Source organism: Corynebacterium aurimucosum ATCC 700975, from assembly GCF_000022905.1.
GTDB lineage: Bacteria > Actinomycetota > Actinomycetes > Mycobacteriales > Mycobacteriaceae > Corynebacterium > Corynebacterium aurimucosum_F.
On record NC_012590.1, the window covers coordinates 2,679,960 to 2,696,146 of the forward strand.

16 protein-coding genes are annotated in these 16,187 nt (G+C 62.4%); 8 read left to right on the forward strand and 8 right to left on the reverse strand.

Annotation, left to right across the window (positions count from 1 at the left end):
• Positions 1-8: 8 nt before the first annotated feature.
• Together CAURI_RS12765 and CAURI_RS12770 are read right to left on the reverse strand one after the other, a co-directional pair.
• The gene (locus tag CAURI_RS12765) at positions 9-2,225 is read right to left on the reverse strand and encodes a transglycosylase domain-containing protein (RefSeq protein WP_012715365.1); all 2,217 of its coding nucleotides are present in this window, start codon (positions 2,223-2,225) and stop codon (positions 9-11) included.
• A 76-nt stretch (positions 2,226-2,301) separates the two neighbouring features.
• On the reverse strand, positions 2,302-2,661 hold the full coding sequence (locus CAURI_RS12770; protein WP_010187907.1) for a DUF5318 family protein: 360 nt from the start codon (positions 2,659-2,661) through the stop codon (positions 2,302-2,304).
• 170 nt (positions 2,662-2,831) lie between these two features.
• Here CAURI_RS12770 and CAURI_RS12775 point away from each other — a divergent pair, with 170 nt between their 5' ends.
• The 3 genes from CAURI_RS12775 (at position 2,832) to CAURI_RS12785 (ending at position 4,872) form a co-directional block, all read left to right on the forward strand.
• A complete protein-coding gene (locus tag CAURI_RS12775) occupies positions 2,832-3,311 on the forward strand; it encodes a MarR family winged helix-turn-helix transcriptional regulator (protein WP_010187909.1) in 480 nt (159 codons plus the stop codon).
• An 83-nt stretch (positions 3,312-3,394) separates the two neighbouring features.
• The gene (locus CAURI_RS12780; RefSeq protein ID WP_010187911.1) at positions 3,395-4,378 is read left to right on the forward strand and encodes a universal stress protein; all 984 of its coding nucleotides are present in this window, start codon (positions 3,395-3,397) and stop codon (positions 4,376-4,378) included.
• Between the two features lie 11 nt (positions 4,379-4,389).
• Complete coding sequence (locus tag CAURI_RS12785; RefSeq protein WP_010187913.1) at positions 4,390-4,872, forward strand: hypothetical protein; 483 nt, start codon at positions 4,390-4,392, stop codon at positions 4,870-4,872.
• Positions 4,873-4,878: 6 nt separating this feature from the next.
• Here CAURI_RS12785 and trhO read toward each other — a convergent pair whose 3' ends face one another.
• Together trhO and CAURI_RS12795 are read right to left on the reverse strand one after the other, a co-directional pair.
• Positions 4,879-5,808 carry an oxygen-dependent tRNA uridine(34) hydroxylase TrhO gene (gene trhO / locus CAURI_RS12790; RefSeq protein ID WP_010187915.1) on the reverse strand — a complete coding sequence of 310 codons (930 nt, stop codon included), beginning with the start codon at positions 5,806-5,808 and terminating at the stop codon, positions 4,879-4,881.
• Between the two features lie 222 nt (positions 5,809-6,030).
• Complete coding sequence (locus CAURI_RS12795) at positions 6,031-7,527, reverse strand: DUF1846 domain-containing protein (protein WP_010187918.1); 1,497 nt, start codon at positions 7,525-7,527, stop codon at positions 6,031-6,033.
• A gap of 77 nt (positions 7,528-7,604) precedes the next feature.
• On the opposite strand from CAURI_RS12795, the gene CAURI_RS12800 reads away from it, so the two are divergent.
• Both CAURI_RS12800 and CAURI_RS12805 read left to right on the forward strand, forming a co-directional pair.
• Positions 7,605-8,420: an Fpg/Nei family DNA glycosylase gene (locus tag CAURI_RS12800; RefSeq protein WP_010187920.1), complete on the forward strand. Its 816-nt coding sequence runs from the start codon at positions 7,605-7,607 to the stop codon at positions 8,418-8,420.
• 10 nt (positions 8,421-8,430) lie between these two features.
• Positions 8,431-10,029, forward strand: a complete 1,599-nt coding sequence (locus CAURI_RS12805; protein ID WP_010187921.1) for an NAD(P)H-hydrate epimerase — start codon at positions 8,431-8,433, stop codon at positions 10,027-10,029.
• A 161-nt stretch (positions 10,030-10,190) separates the two neighbouring features.
• On the opposite strand, the gene CAURI_RS12810 is transcribed toward CAURI_RS12805, so the two are convergent.
• Genes CAURI_RS12810 through CAURI_RS12820 form a run of 3 tightly spaced genes read right to left on the reverse strand, consistent with a single transcriptional unit; the run spans position 10,191 to position 12,714 of the window.
• Positions 10,191-11,015, reverse strand: a complete 825-nt coding sequence (locus CAURI_RS12810; protein WP_012715367.1) for a YwaF family protein — start codon at positions 11,013-11,015, stop codon at positions 10,191-10,193.
• Between the two features lie 53 nt (positions 11,016-11,068).
• Positions 11,069-11,719 (reverse strand): ABC transporter ATP-binding protein, encoded by a 651-nt coding sequence (locus CAURI_RS12815; RefSeq protein ID WP_010187924.1) that lies wholly within the window; start codon positions 11,717-11,719, stop codon positions 11,069-11,071.
• Positions 11,719-12,714 (reverse strand): ABC transporter permease, encoded by a 996-nt coding sequence (locus tag CAURI_RS12820; protein ID WP_010187925.1) that lies wholly within the window; start codon positions 12,712-12,714, stop codon positions 11,719-11,721. The genes CAURI_RS12815 and CAURI_RS12820 overlap by 1 nt, the downstream gene beginning before the upstream one ends.
• A gap of 115 nt (positions 12,715-12,829) precedes the next feature.
• On the opposite strand from CAURI_RS12820, the gene CAURI_RS12825 reads away from it, so the two are divergent.
• From CAURI_RS12825 to CAURI_RS12835, 3 genes are read left to right on the forward strand one after another with little or no spacing between them, the layout of a single operon-like run.
• Entirely contained in the window at positions 12,830-13,996 is a 1,167-nt protein-coding gene (locus CAURI_RS12825) for a sensor histidine kinase (RefSeq protein ID WP_010187927.1), read from the forward strand.
• On the forward strand, positions 13,971-14,591 hold the full coding sequence (locus CAURI_RS12830) for a response regulator (protein ID WP_010187929.1): 621 nt from the start codon (positions 13,971-13,973) through the stop codon (positions 14,589-14,591). Before CAURI_RS12825 ends, CAURI_RS12830 begins: the two co-directional genes overlap by 26 nt.
• The gene (locus CAURI_RS12835; RefSeq protein WP_010187931.1) at positions 14,592-15,602 is read left to right on the forward strand and encodes an NAD(P)-binding domain-containing protein; all 1,011 of its coding nucleotides are present in this window, start codon (positions 14,592-14,594) and stop codon (positions 15,600-15,602) included.
• Positions 15,603-15,605: 3 nt separating this feature from the next.
• Here CAURI_RS12835 and CAURI_RS12840 read toward each other — a convergent pair whose 3' ends face one another.
• Positions 15,606-16,178, reverse strand: coding sequence for a VanZ family protein (locus tag CAURI_RS12840; RefSeq protein WP_012715368.1), 573 nt, complete (start codon positions 16,176-16,178; stop codon positions 15,606-15,608).
• Between the last annotated feature and the right edge of the window lie 9 nt (positions 16,179-16,187).

A 16,187-nucleotide genomic window follows, 5' to 3' on the forward strand; every position in this document is an offset into this window, starting at 1 on the left:
TCAATCTCCTATTGACCAAGTAATTGGTCGAGTCCATCTCCATTGAGAATGTCATCGAGCGAAGGGACCTCGGGCTCTGCGGGTTGGGCCGGTTGCTCAGGCTGCGCTGGCCGGCCTGGGGTCTCCCCCCGTCCCTCATCGTGGTTCTCGCCGTCTTCGGCTGGCGCTTCCTCGTCGCCCTCGTTCTCCGGGCTTGCCGGCGCCTGGTTCCACGTGGTGCTCTGGCTCGGGTCATAGACATACCCGGAGCCCCAGCTGCCGACGCCATAGTGAATCGGATAAGCCTGCGGGAAGGACTGCTGCTCGACGTTGGCCAGAGAGGTGTCCAAGATGGACTTCCAGATCTTCGTCGGTGCGTCCGAGCCGTACATGATTCCGCCCCACTGATTAAAGATTGCGGAGGTGTTATCAGCCGTGCCTACCCACACTGCTGTAGCCAGCTGCGGCGTGGACCCAACCATCCAGGCATCTTTGTTTGTACCCGTATCACCCAGCTGGGTGGTACCAGTCTTGGAGGCCGACGGGCGTCCACCAGCCAGTGCGCCATTCGACCATGCCGCAATCGGCTGCATCGCAGAAATAACGTTATTAGCAACGTTGGCGGAGACACGGCGCTCACCGCCATCGGTCGGATTCTCGTAGAGGACCTCGCCGGCGGCGTTTTCTACCTTCTGTACGAAGTGCGGCTGGTGCCAGACGCCCTGGTTGGTCAAGGTAGCCATGGCGGTTGCCATATCGAGCGGGCGGGACTGGTACTGGCCCAACACCACGCCTTCGTACGGCGTGCCACCGTTTTCCGTCAGGGTCTTCTCAATCCCCGGCAGGCTGCGGGCGACGCCCAACGCGTGGGCCATGTCCGCGGTGTCCTGCATCTTGTTTTCCAGGTCATCCTGGAGGCGCAGGAAGGACGTGTTATAAGAATTCTTCAGTGCCTCAGCGATGGAACAGCTTCCACAGCCGCCGCCCACGTTGGTCACGGTCTGGGAACCAGGCAGTTGGTAGGGAGCAGAGGAGTAATAGGTGTTGAGGTCAATGCCCTGCTGGAGGGCTGCGGCCAGCGCCATGATCTTAAAGACCGAGCCGGTCTGCAGCGGGGAGTTAGCGTAGTCCCAACCATTCGAGTCATCGCCGCCAAAGTAACCGCGCACAGCGCCCGTTGCTGGGTCGATGGTCACGGCTGCGGCACGAGCGTCCTCCTGCAGCACGGCAAGCTGCTCGTGGGCGGCGTCGGTCGACGCGTTTTGCACAGTCATATCAATGGTGGTGGTCACCTTGAGGCCACCGGTGGCCAGCTGGTCCTCGGTGATTCCCACGCGTGCCAACTCGCCGGTGACTTGGTTCTTGATGTGCCCATAGGCGCCGGGCGCCTCGGTGTAGGCAGAGTACTCGCCCGGGTCGCGCGTCTCCGGGAAGGCCATCTGGGAACGTTCAGCCGAATCCAGCTCGCCCATCTCGACGAGACCATCCATGACGTAGTTCCAACGGGCCTGCGAGCGTTCCTCATCCACCCACGGATCCAACACGGATGGAGACTGGATGAGGCCGGCGAGCATAGCGCCTTCCTCTACGGTGAGGTCCTTAGCGTCCTTGTTGAAGTAGGCGTTAGATGCAGCCTCGATGCCATAAGCATTACGGCCGAAGTAGACCGTATTGAGGTAGGCGTTGAGGATTTCTTCCTTGGACCACTCGTTGGTCATCTTCACCGAGTAGATGAGCTCACGAATCTTGCGAACGTAGGAGTATTCATCACCCACCAGTGTGTTCTTTACGTACTGCTGGGTGATCGTGGAACCACCGCCGGCAGTGCTGTCGCCCGTGAGCTTGCCCAAGACAGCGCGGCCCAATCCAGTGAAGGAAAAGCCTGAGTTGGTCCAGAACTCGCGGTCCTCGGCGGCCAGCACGGATCCCTCTACATAATCCGGGATCTCGTCCAGGGTCACCTGGCGCCGGTTGCCCTCAGGCGGAACCAGCTTGGCCAACTGCGTTTCCCCATCGCCGGCGACGATGGTGGAAATCTGACTCGGCTGCAGCTCCTCGGGCTCCGGGACGTCGTACTGCGTATACGCGAAGCCGAAGAGAAGGGCGGGGATGCCCACCAAAACAAATAAGACAGTGAGCACGATCCACGGCCAGCGGCGTTTAGAGCTCGACGAATGCCGTGCGCTGCGCGAGGGGCTCTTCCTACTTTTACCGGACTTTCGCCCAGAGGTTTCCTTCTCGGTCACTGATCCGTGTCCTCATCAATCCTGTACAGAAACTGTAAATATATGCAGCTTACCGGCGCGAACTGGGAAGCCAAAACTACCCTAGAGCATAGACCGTGGCGGCTCGAAGCAGATGATTCCAGCGGCACGCCGGACACACTTCCACGAAATGCACGGTGAACTCGATTCCCTCGGCGGCTATCTCCGCGATTTCTGCTTCGCTGCGCGCGCTGCCTGCTCGGCGTTTCAAGGCATCTCCGTACACCCACCGAGTCAGCCGCATTTCCTCACCGCAGACTGGGCACGGCTTGTGCATGTCGACGCCGTGGTGCTCCGCCGCAGCACGAAGGAAAAAATCGGCATCGCATACCTCTTCGGGCCCGAGCTTCCCCGCACGAAGTTCACGCAGATGTTGCGCGCGCTCCCATTCATAGGAGACCTCATTGCGGTAGGCCACGGTTGGCTTTGCCTTTGCCGACTCTGCCTTAGACGGAGAATTCACGCCGGACAGTGTAATGCCGACGACGCTAACAATCTAGAGTGCTCCTAAACACTTCGTGATAGAACACCTAATTTTTTAAATAACTAACTACCGAACCCCGTGATTCCTAGCTACACTTATTTTCCATGAGTGAAGAAACTATTGAATCCCCAGTCCCCTATGAGGATGCCCTGGAAGTCGCCCGCCAGATCCAGCCGGCGCTCAACAAGCTCATGCTCATCTTCCAGCGCACCACGGAGGGCACGTCCCTGACAACGTCGCAGGTCTCCATCATGAACCAGCTGCGCATGCGCGGCCCCTCCCGCGTGAGCACCATCGCGCAAGCAGAACTCATCCGAATGCCGACCGCCTCCAATGCGCTATACCAATTGGAGCGCCAAGGCTTCGTGGAACGGCACCGCGATGAAAAAGACCGCCGCGGCGTACTCGTCGCCCTCACCCAGCTCGGGGAATCCGAGCTGACCATTGTCTCCCGCCAACGCGCGGCAGCTTTGGCTGAGATCCTGCGCTGGCTCGACCCAGAGGACATCAAGGACGCTGACACTTTGGTCAATCTCATCTCCAAGCTTGCCGATGTCTACCGTCCAATCATGGAAGGGAAATAGACCAAAAAGTGCCGGTAGAGCGGATTTTATTTTCCGGCATGAAGGGTCGATAATGAAGAAAACGACCCCGAACTTTTTATTGAATGGCTAAGAATTCTTCACACCCTGCGGAAGGGCCATGCTCCCCGGACGACCAGCTCCCTCCGCTCCGCGTCCTGGTGTCGTGGAGCCCTAGCTCCACCGGCACGGAGGCTATCGAATTTGCCGCGTGGCTCGCGCGTTCCACCTCCGTTCGGATTCGCGTGGTTTCAACGATTTCGCAGCCCCTCACCGTGACGTCGCTCAGCAAGCTCAGCGGTTCCTACAAGAAGTGGTTCAAGAAGGAGCGCGCCACCTGCGAACGCGCCGTCAAGCAGGCCTTGCACGCAGCCGGGGTGGACAAGGACCAGCTCGATAAAAACGTCTCCGTTCTCTTGGCAGGGCCTTCTCGCCCACAGCTCTTGGAGCAGGCGGCTGAGGACTTCAAGGCGAGCGTCATCCTCCTTGGGGCCAATCAATCCGCGCCGAAGGGCCGTTTCTTCTCTGGTTCTACTGCCGACGCGCTTCTGCACTACTCGCCCCTCCCTGTCGGTCTCATCCCGCGTGGTATCAAGCTGTCCAAGCACGGCGTCACTCGCATCAATTTCGCCTTCACCGACTTGGGCAGTGCCGACGACCCCGCCCTCCTGCATGCCGCATGCATTGCACAGCGCGGCGGAATCCCCCTGCGTATCCTGGCGTTTTCCGCCAAGGGGCTTGTCGACGTCCCCCTCGAATACTCTCCGACCTTTCCCTCCGATGCCCCCAATTGGCGCGAGCACTCACTCTCACTGTTGGACCGGGCGCACGATTTCATTGCGGATGCCTACCCCGAGCTTTCGGTCACGACGGCCATCGGCAGCGGCCATGGTTGGTCCGGCGCGGTGGATTCACTGAAGTGGAAGAAGGGCGATCTGCTCTGCTTGGGTTCCTCTCCCATGGGGCCCATCGAACGCGTCTTCATCGGCAGCACCGCCACCGAGCTGCTTCCCCACCTGGGCGTTCCAGTACTGGTCTGTCCCAGCACCTACGATAAAGAAGCACGTTAGACTAACAAACCATGGCAGCAGAGCACCCTGAAAACGATCTCACGTCCGACGCGGACTATACCAACCTGCCGCGCCCCGAGCCCCGCAACTTTGACGAGCTTGCCGACGAACCCGATCCCCTCGCCGTCGCCGAAGCCAACCGCCGTTCCTCGCGCCAAGCTCTGTGTTTTATGATTTTGATCCTCGTCGGTTCGGTGCTCTATGCGCTTCTCCTCGCGGGCATCTTCAAGGTTGCCGGAACCACGACCGACTGCCTCCAGGCCGAATATGCCGCCTGGCTCTGCACGAGGACCCAGCGCACCGTGTTCGCCACGACGACACTGATCATCCCCTTCATTGGCATGATTGGCTGCGCGGTCATCATGGTGCGCAAACTCAAGGCTTACGTGCGTTGGCGCGGCTGGATGGCCATTTTCTGGGTCATGGCCGGCAACTTCATGATCTGGTGCATCAACGATATCCAGATCCTGCTGGCCCCAGTGCTCGAAAACTAACGAAAACTAGGCCTGCGCCTGGGACGCAGCCACCTCGGCGCAATCTGGGCGCCCACAGTGCTGTGTCTCAACGTGCTGGATGCAGTCATCACAGATGAGCACCTGCTTGCGGCAGGTGTCCTCATTAATGCAGTTGTGGAAGGTATTCGTCCCCTTCCCACAATGCACGCAGTGGCCGAGCTGAATAAAGCCCGGATCCTCTAGGCCCTGGCCAAACTCGTGGTGCATGCGCTTGTCAAAGACATACATCGAGCCTTCCCACAGGCCATCGTTGCCGTACTTTTCGCCGTAGCGGACAATGCCGCCGTCAATCTGATAGACCTCGTTAAAGCCTCGGTTTTTCATCAAGGCGGAAAGAATTTCGCAGCGAATACCGCCCGTGCAATAGGAGACCACGGGCTTATCCTTCATCCAGTCATACTTGCCGGACTCGAGTTCGGCGATGAAGTCATGGGTCGTACGCACATCCGGCACCACGGCATTCTTGAATTTGCCGATTTCCGCCTCCATGGCGTTGCGGCCGTCGAAGAAGACGACCTCCTCGCCACGCTCCTCCACCAGCTTGTTGACCTCTTCGGGCTTGAGGTGGACACCACCGCCGATGACGCCGTTCTCATCCACCTTGAGCTCGCCCGGCGCGCCGAAGGCCACAATTTCATCGCGCACCTTGACCGACAGGCGCGGAAAGTCTTCCGCTCCGCCTTCGGACCACTTGAACTCCATCTTCTTGAATCCCGGGTACTCGCGGGTCTCGCGCACGTAGCGCTTACACGCATCCATGTCCCCGCCCACGGTGCCGTTGATGCCGTGCTCCGAGATGAGGATGCGGCCCTTCAGCCCGAGCTTCTCGCACAGGGAGCGCTGCCACAGCATGATCGCGGTGGGGTCCTCGATGGGAGTAAAGCAGTAGTAGAGGAGAATCTTGCCAATAGTCACGCCTGCAAGTCTAGGCCTGCTGCGAGGTAAAACCCCAATCTTTTGGGCCCTACGCTGCAACCGCTCTTAGCCCAAAGCCCCAGACCTGAAACCCGCAACCTGCAGCGTGGGGCGTCGCCAAGCGCGTGGTGCGTCTGAGTCAGCGAGCAGGGAGTTTCGGGATCGAGGTCTGGGGGAATGCCTGCGGGAAGGCGCTTCCAGCCAAGGTCCAGCAGGTGAGGTTTAGCGCTTCTGGTACAGCGCGCTCTTGCGGGCAAAGACCGGATCGGAGGTCACCAGGACACCCAGGTTGCGGAAGATGCCCTCATCCACCGAACCCAAGATGGTGGTGGTGTGGACATCGCAGCCCTGAAGCTCCTTGAGCGCATCAAGCGCGCGGCGGGCGTTCTCGTCCTTCGCCGCGGATACCGACAGCGCGATGAGCACCTCGTCGGTGTGCAGACGCGGGTTCTGGGAGCCCAGGTGCTTCGTCTTCAGCGTTTGGATGGGCTCGATGGATTCCGGGGACAACAAATGCAGTTCATCATCAATGCCAGCGAGGTGCTTGAGCGCATTGAGCAGCGCGGCTGCGGAGCAGCCCAGCAACGGGGAGGTGCGGCCGGTGATGATGGTGCCGTCGTGAAGCTGCAGCGCGGCTGCCGGGCCTTGCGTCTCTTCCGCCTTCTGACGTGCCGGGAGCACAACCGGACGGTCGGTGGACTTAATGCCGGCCTTCGCCATGACTACGGCGGCGCGCTCGGATTGCGTGGTGTCGAGGCCATTGCGGGCCTCCTCCACCAGCGTCTTGAAGTAACGGCGGATGATCTCCTGCTGGGAGGCCTCGCGGCAGACCTCATCGTCGGTGATGCAGAAGCCCACCATGTTCACGCCCATGTCCGTCGGAGACTGGTAGGGAACGGTGCCGGTCAGGCGCTCCAGCAGAGACTTCAGCAGCGGGAAGGCCTCGACATCGCGGTTGTAGTTCACCGTGGATTCGCCGTGCGCGGAGAGGTGGAAGTGGTCGATGACGTTGGCGTCGTTCAGGTCCACGGTGGCCGCCTCATAGGCCAGGTTCACCGGGTGATCGAGCGGCAGGTTCCAGATCGGGAAGGTCTCAAACTTGGCATAGCCTGCTGGCACGCCGCGCAGATTCTCGTGGTAGACCTGCGAGAGCGCGGTAGCCAGCTTGCCGGAGCCCGGCCCCGGCGCGGTGACCACCACGAGGTCACGGGTGGTCTCCACATAGTCATTCTTGCCCAGGCCATCCTCGGAGACAATGAGGTCGATGTTGGCGGGGTAGCCCGGAATGATGCGGTGGCGTGCCACCGTCAGCCCCAAACGCTCGAGGCGCTCGATGAAAGCCTCCGCCTGGCTATTGCCATCCTCTAGCTGGGTCATGACGATGTTGTTAACCAGGAAGCCGCGGTCCCGGAAGACGTCGACAAGCCGCAGCACATCATCTTCGTAGAGGATCCCCAAGTCACCGCGCATCTTCTGGCGCTCAATGTCCTTGGCATTAATGCAGACGAGGATTTCTACGTCATCCTTGATGCGCTCGAGCATCGCAATCTTGTTATCCGGGGTGAAACCGGGCAGAACGCGGGAGGCGTGCATGTCATCGAAAAGCTTGCCGCCCATTTCCAGGTAAAGCTTCCCGCCAATTTCTTTGCGCCGAGCATTAATGTGCTCCGACTGCAGCTCAATGTATTTTTCACGGTCAAAACCGATTGCGCGCCCCATAGTATTTAGGCCCTTCCGTTCAACGGGTAGTACCCGGAAAGTCTACAGCAGCACAGCCCCCGCGTAGACTTCCTGACATGCCTGAGGGACACGTTATTCACCGCCTTGCCCGCACACTGAATGCGGATTTCCGTAACAAGCCGCTGGCCGTGAGCAGCCCCCAAGGCCGGTTCGCTACGGAGGCCGCGCTTGTCGACGCCTCTCCCCTCTCCCTCGCCGAAGCCTTTGGCAAGCACCTTTTTGTCCACTTCGATACGGATAACCCGCGCCACGTTATCTATATCCATCTGGGCCTCATCGGTTCCCTGCGCTTTGAGCCTTCTGCCGATGTGTGGGGCCAGATCCGGCTACGCATCGATAACGGCACAACGGCCGCGAACCTGCGCGGCCCGCAGTTCTGCACGCTCATCACGGAGGAGGAGTACCAGGCCAAGGTGGCGAAGGTGGGCCAGGATCCGCTGCGCAAGGATGCCGACCCAGATACCCTATGGGACCGCGTGCATGCCTCGCGACGCAGCATCGGCGCGATGCTCATGGACCAGGGTCTATTCGCCGGGGTGGGCAACATCTACCGCGCAGAAGCTCTTTTCCGACAAGAGCTTTCCCCCTTCATCCCCGGCAACCAGCTCGACCGCGCCGAGTTCGATGCCATCTGGTCTGACCTGGTCGATCTCATGGACTACGGTGTCGAGCACGGCCGCATCGACACGGTCCGTCCCGCCCATACGCCGGAGGCCATGGGCCGCGAGCCGCGCAAGGATGACCACGGCGGCGAGGTCTATGTCTATCGCCGCGCCGGCCTGCCGTGCCATGTGTGCTGCACCGAGATCCGCGAGCAGGTCATGCAGGGCCGCAACCTCTTCTGGTGCCCTACCTGCCAACCCGCGCGCTAGGGTGTGGGTTATGCGCCCTGCTTATACCGTTGCCGCCGTCCGTGCCGCTGAGAAGCGCCTGCTTAAACAGCAGTCTCATGAGGAGCAGCTTATGAAACTGGCCGCCGCGGCGGTGGCAGAGGCTGCTTCGGTGATGCTGGAGGAACGCCCCGGAGCGGTGCTCATTCTTGCCGGTTCCGGCGGCAACGGCGGGGACGGGCTTTACGCCGGTGCGGCGCTGGCCTCGCGCGGGGTTTCGGTCCATGCCCTGGTTCCAGAGCGCTGTCACGAGGAGGCTCTCGCTGCGTTCCGTTCCGCCGGTGGCGCGGTCCTTTCTGCCGACGCGCTGCCGTCAGGCAGCGCGCTGGTTATTGACGCCATCGCCGGCCTCGGCTCCGCCCGGGGCTTAAGCGGCACCGCGCTCTCGCTCTACCGCGAAGCCACCGCTGCCGGGGCTACAGTCTTAGCCGTCGACATGCCCACCGGCGTCGATGCCGACACGGGAGTGTGCGCCGCGGATGCCGTCCGCGCCGATATCACCGTCACCTTCGGCTCGCCGCGCCTCGGCCACGCGCTGGCCGCCGAATGCGGACAGGTCGTGGTCTCCGATCTCTTCTTACCCGGCGCGCCCTCGTTTGCTGCGACCCTCGCTGAACTGGACGAACCAGCGGCCTTCATCGCCCACGAGCCCTCCGTGCCGACGCCCTTTACGTGGCAATCGGGCGAACTCGATCTTCCTGACGGGCGCGCATCCCGCCCCTGGCCGGTTGGCTGCACCGGACCCATCGTTGATCCCACACCAGGCGCGCGCTCGGATAAGTATTCCGGTGGCGTCGTCGCCCTGGCCGCCGGCAGCGATATCTACCCGGGTGCGGGGATCCTGTGTACCACCGCGGCGGTGCGCGCCACGCCCTCGATGGTGCGCTTCATCGGCGATAACTCAATCACCTGTTTGCTGCCCGAGCTGGTTTGCCATCCCGATGTGTCCTCCGCCGGCCAAGCCCAGGCCTGGGTCGTGGGCCCCGGCCGCGGCACCGATGCAGCGGCCGCCACCGAACTGCGAAAGGTCCTGGCGCAGGGTCTGCCCACCGTCATCGATGCCGATGCCCTAACGCTTCTGGCACGCAATACCTCCCTGCGCCAGAAAGCCACCGAACACCCGATGACCATCCTCACCCCGCATGAAGGCGAGTTCAGCCGTCTCTATGAGGCCACTTTCGGCTCTGCTCCCGATGCGTCTGCTGGGTGGGCCGCTGCCCTCCACGAGCTTGCCGAAGAGCTACACAGCATCATCCTGCTCAAGGGCCGCCTAACCCGCGTCACCGCCCCGGGCCAGCCGATCTATTCCTTCAACGCCGGTCACTCCTTTGCCGCGACCCCCGGCTCCGGGGACGCCCTCTCCGGCATCCTGGGCGCGGTCGTAGCCCAGCTCTTCGCCAGCCCCTCCACCGAAACTGGCGCCGACCCCACCGCCCGAACCATCACCGAGGTCCTCCACGCCGGTGCCATCCACGCGCATGCGGCGGCCATCGCAGCCGAGACCCCCGACGGGTTCGCCCCCTGCTCCGCCTCCCAGATCGCGGCGGCCATCCCGCAGGCCATCGCGCGGCTGGTCAACGCGAAGCGTTAGCTCCGTGGCCCGGCACTAGCTCCGCAGCAAGGTACGTTTCGATCAAATAGCACCCCAAAAACTCGAAGATCTGGGACCTTATTTGATCGATCCGTACCTGGCCGCCGCCGTGTTGGTACGTTTTCGCAACGAAGCCCTAGAATTTCGCGATTTGCGGTCCACTATTTACCAAAACGTACCGTGGCGCGGCGCAGGATCCCGGACGCGGTACCGACGGACTTGCGCATGAGCCCGCGTGGCCCCACCGCCACCGTGCCGCGGCGCAGCGAAGTGTTCTCCCACGGCCACGTCATCCCGGCCCACGCTGCTGCGACGGCGAGGGTCTCTGCCGCGATGTAGCCAGGCCAGGGCCCCAGCAGGTTGATGATGGAGGGGCTGCCCGGCGCGTGGTTAAGGAAGCCGTAGTTGCCATCGGTCTTCGCGTTGACCGCCATGGCGGTGGCCATCCACACAGGTGTGACCTTCACTGCGAAGCGGTAGCCCTTCCACGTCGGCCGGTAGCCCAAGCCAAAGGTCAGCACTAGCGGCACAGCGAGAGCCACGATGTGGAAGAACCAGTAGGTGCCAAACCGCAGCCACCGCGGTAAGAAGTAGTAGAAGACGTCCGGGGTGATGATGGCCTGTGGGTTGAGGATGATGCCCCAGAAGTAGGTCAAGGTCAGGGCATGCTCGTTGCCGGTAATGAGGCCCAGCGCCAGGATCGGGCGCAGCACATCGCACAGGTGCAAGGGCAAAGACTCCCGGATATCGAATTGCTTCGGGTCCAGGGAGATGACCGTCCACGCAGTGCCCGCCACCAGCAAGGCCCAGCCCACCATCCGGCGGATGAAGGTCTCGCGGGAGGTTCCCTTGATTCTGCGGGCAGCGACGATAAAGACCCCGCAGGCCACCACAGTGATGCTCAACATGAGCGCATGCAGCGCGGTCCACTGCTGCATGCGCGGGTAGTCAGTTGGGCTTACTCGGGGCTTGCGGGGTCGAATCATAACGGGGTAATAATTTACCCCTTTGTATGAACATATGAGAGATAAGCGGGTTCCTACGCTGCTAGCTCGGAATATTCGGAGAGCTTTCCGTCCTTGACCTCCACCACGGTGTCGGCATAGTCAAGGAGGCGGCGGTCGTGCGTGATGAACAGCGTTGCGGTGTCGAAGTCATCGGTGACACCGCGCAGGAGCTTGGCAATCTCGCGGGAGAGCTTGGAGTCCAAGGCGGAGGTCGGCTCATCCGCAAGCAACACGGAAGGCTGGCCCATGAGCGCGCGCGCAATGTTGACGCGCTGGCGCTGACCACCGGAGAGCTGGTTCATGCGGCGGTTGCCAAAGCCTTCCAAACCCACGAAGCTGAGCAGCTCGTCAGCCCGGTCACCGCGGGGCTTGCGGCCCTCCATGTGGTCAATAATGAGCAACTGCTCGCGGGCCGTCAGGGCAGCTAGCAGGTTGGCCTGCTGGAAGATGAGCCCGCGGGTGCCGTGCATCTCAACAGTTCCGGAGTCCGGCTCGATGAGACCGGCGGCTACAGAGAGCAGGGTGGATTTACCGGAACCGGATTCGCCGATCACGGCGGTGAGCTCGCCGGGCTTGATGTCCAGGCTCACGCCGTCGAGTGCAGTGGTGCGGGACTGGCCGTCGGGGTAGGTCACCACGATGTCGCGAAGAGACAGTGCAGGGGAAGAAGCGGTGGTAGTCATTAGGCATTGCCTCCTAGGGCGTCGAGCGGATTGATTTTGGAGACGCGGCGGGTGGCCAGGAAAGCACCGGCGATGCCGAGCAACCAGATTCCCAACGCGGGGACGATGACGGTCATGGCGGAGACCTCGAAGGGCACAGCGCCCTGGGCGGCAAGGCCCAGCAGCCAGCCGACGAGCGCGCCGACTCCCACGCCAATCGCCAGGATGATGGCGGCCTGCGCGATGGCGTCCTTGAGCAGGTACTTCACGCTGGCGCCAAGGGCGCGCAGAATGGACAGGTCACGGGTGCGCTGGATGGTCCAGATGCTCAGGAAGGCGATGGTCACCAGCGCGGAGATGCCGTAGAGGAAGGCCTGCATGGTCAGCAGGGAACCGCGCTCCGAACTATAAGCCGGAAGACCGGACAGTGCCTTGCTCATGGACACGGAGGTGTCGGTCGGCTCGTGGGAAAGCACGGCCACACCCACCATGTCTTCGGGGGAATGGGAGACCTTCTGCCAGGTTTCGGTAGAGACCCACACCACCGGGGAGTGGGAGTAATACTCATCCTCAACCACCGCGTTCACGTCCAGGTCCACGCCGCCAAGCGTGCCCCGGGAGGGCGCGTTCAGGGCGTCGTCGATGGATTGGCTCAAGACCATGCCTTCTTCCGGAATCACGGTTCCGGAGCCAGGAATCTGGGTGCCGGCGGGCAAACCGATAACCGCCACACCGCCGTGGCCCTCCAGCTTGGTTTGGGAGGTACCCAGCGGAATACCAGAGGTGGGCACGTCCTCAGCAAAAATCTCCGACTCGGTGAAGGAGGGGTCTTCCGTCGAGAAGGTCACATAAGGATTCTGCTCCCCGAGTGCCTCGAGGGCGGAAGTATTTTGCTTGGACAGGCCTTGGGTCAGGCCGGACAACATAACGAGCAACAACGTAATTAGAGCCACGACGCCGCCGATCAGGAAGAACCGACCGCGGGCGGTGACTATCTCTCTCAATGCCAGGAACATACTATTTATCCTGCGTGTGCGGGCGCCGAAAGTAATCGGGTAGCCAGTTGAACCTCTACTCAACCAGTTGGTTGATTCGCGCTCCCCCACCTAGGCGATAGGCTGGTGCCTCGTGATGATGAGCAACAAACTGTGGACCGTGGGACTGCATGCCATGTTCGGCTTCCTCCTCGTGTTCGGAGTGCTCCGCGCCTGGGCCGATGAGCGCCTCGACGCCCGCGTCCTCGGCCTCTCCATTGCACTCGCAGTGGTCTACACGTGTTTCGTCATCGTCGGTTCCCGCACCATTACCCGCCCCGTCCCCACCACGCTGTGGCTCGCCGCTTTGTGCTTGTTGTGGATCGGCCTCATGGTGCACGCCCAAGACTTCATGTGGCTCGAGTTCCCGCTGGTCTTCGTCTTCATCCATGCGCTTCCTTTCTGGCCAGGAATCGTCGCCAGCGTGATCCTGTGGGCCGTGGCCGCCTTCGTCCCCGCGTGGATCCACCCGCAATTCTGGACCGCGGCCGCGGCCATCGGGCCATTCATCGGCACGTGTTTCGCCGTGGCCGTCTACCACGCCGCCCGCCGGGTTCAGGCGGAAGCGGCACACCACGAGGCCGTCGCCAAGCAGCTGCGTGAGACCCAGGAAGAACTGGCCGCCAGCGAGCACCAAGCCGGGCGCCTCGAGGAGCGGGAGCGGCTCTCCCGCGAAATCCACGACACCGTGGCGCAGGGGCTGTCCTCCATCGTCCTGCTCAGCCGCGCCGCCAAGAACACGTCGACGCAACAGGACGTCACCGAGCAGCTCGCGCTCATTGAGAAGGTGGCCCAGGACAACCTGGCCGAGGCCCGGCGCTTCGTCAAGGAGCTCGCGGCCCCTGCCTCCTCCATCGATAAGGAACTGCGCACACTCGTGGATGAGCTCCAAGCCCAGGCCAAGGGCCTCGGGCTGCGTACCTATTTTGGACTCAAGCTCACCGGCAGCGCCGACGTCCCCACCGAGTTTTCCCACGTCATCCTGCGCGCCGCGCGCGAAGGTCTCACCAATGTCATGAAACACGCCGACGCCGACCGCGCCGTGGTCACCCTCGGTTCTTTCAAGGATGAGATCACCTTGGATGTCGCCGATGACGGCCGCGGCATCGAGGGCCCGCGCGGCTTTGGGCTCACCGGCCTGGAGCAGCGAGTTCGCAGCGTCGGTGGCAGCGTCCAGGTAGAATCTTCACCCGCCGGCACCGCGCTCGCGGTGCGAATCCCAACAGGAGGCAGCAGCAATGGTCAACGTGATGCTCATCGATGATCACCCCGTGGTCCGCGCCGGGCTGCGCGCGATTCTTAACGCCTTCCCCGATATCGAGGTGGTGTTGGAAGGCTCCGATGGCTCGGCCGTCGAAAAGCTGGCGGATGCTGATGGCCCCCATATCGATGTCGTCGTCTGCGATATCCAAATGCCGGACGTCGACGGTATCGCCGCCACCCGGCGCGTGCGCGAGCTCGATGGGCCCCCGGTGCTCATCCTGACCACCTATGACACGCAGGCGGATATCCTGGCCGCCGTGGAGGCGGGCGCGTTGGGCTACCTGCTCAAGGACGCCCCCGAGGACACCCTGCACACCGCGGTGCTCGACACCGCCGCGGGCAAGCGGACCTTGGCGCCTGAAGTCACGAACCTCCTGGCGGAGCGCTTGGCACAGCCGGAAACCGCGCTGTCTCCCCGCGAGCTGGAGATCCTGCAAGCGCTGTCCACGGGGGCCTCCAACAAGCAGATTGCCCAGCGGCTCTTCATCTCCGAGGCCACGGTCAAAACCCACCTCATCCACGTCTATCAGAAGCTCGGCGTGGAAACCCGCACCGCAGCCGTCTCCGCCGCCCGCGAACGAAAGCTCATCCAATAGATGCATACCTACGATTGCATCGTGGTGGGTGGCGGCCAATCCGGCCTGGCCACCGGCTACTACCTGCGCCGCCAGAAACTCGACTTCCTCGTCCTCGACGCCAACGCCTCCCCCGGCGGCGCCTGGCAGCACGTGTGGGATTCACTCACACTCTTCAGCGATGCTCAGTCCTCCACCCTGCCCGGCTGGCCCATGCCCTCCTACCCGGGCTTCCCGCCGGCTTCCCACGTGGTGGACTACCTCACCCGTTATGAGCAGCGCTATGACCTGCCGGTCCGGCACGGGGTGGCGGTGGAGCGCGTGCTTGACGACGCCCCCTTCTTCCGCCTCCTCACCACCCACGGTGAGTTCCGTGCCCGCACCGTCGTGGCCGCGACGGGCACCTGGTCCGCGCCCTTTATCCCCTTCTACCCCGGTGAATTTCAGGGGCGCCAATGGCACACGGCGAACTACCCGGGGTGCGGTCCTTTCTTAGAGCGCGGCCACAACAATCCTGTAGCCGTTGTCGGTGCTGGTAATTCCGGCGCGCAGATCGCCGCCGAGCTCGCCCTCGCTGGTGTGGATACCACATGGTTTACCGCGCACCCGCCGCGCTGGATGCCGGATGATGTGGACGGGCGCGTGCTCTTTACTCGCAACCGCCAGCGCATGCTGGCCAAGCTTCGGGGCGAGCCGGACCCGGGCCCCGAAACAGAACTGGGGGATATCGTCATGGTCCCGCCAGTGCTCAAAGCCCGCGATAGTGGGATTCTGAACGCCACCGGCATGTTCTCCTCACTCGAGGAGCTCAACCGCGAAGGTTTTAGCGATCTCATCTGGGCCACCGGCTTCCGGCCGGCCTTGCGCCCATTCCCTGGGTTATTGGCAGAAGGAAAGCCCACGGTGGAAGGTTTCTTCCCCGTGGGCTATGGCTCGTGGACGGGCCCAGGCTCGGCCACGATTACTGGAGTGTCACCCTATGCGCGGCAGGTGGCGGGGGACGTCGCTAAGCTCGTGCGTACGCCCAGCTAAGTACTACAGCGTCACCATGGCGAGGAGCACCACCGCTGCCAGCGCAAGGAGGAATCCCAGGCGGCGCAGGACCTTTGTCTGCCCTTCGCGCCGCAAGCGCGCCATGAGTACGGCGCCGAGGACAGAGCCCACGGTGTTGTAGAGAAGGTCATCGACATCACTAAAGCCCAGGGCAAAGATGTATTGGGCGCTTTCTATGCACAGGCTGGCCATGAGGCCGATGAGCATCGCCCCGCCCAGGCCCCATTTAATACCCGACAGGTTGCGTCCAACTACGTAAAGCGCCGCCCCCAAAGGCATGAAGAGAGCGATATTTCCCACGAGGTCGGTCCACGCGCCGTACCACACGGAGGCGTTCTCAAAACCACCAAAGAGCTGTGTATTTACCTGGCGCACCGCATGCGCGGAACCATCCACCACACCGGGGATATCCATGAAGGGCTTGCCCACCGTCGCCAACATCACGACCATCAAGGACAAGGCCGTGACCAGGAAGGAATCACGACGCAGGTGCGGATATGGATCCGGCGCGGGCCGCAGCCTATTGCGCGAGTGTTGAGCTTCTATCCCAGTCATGCGCTTCAC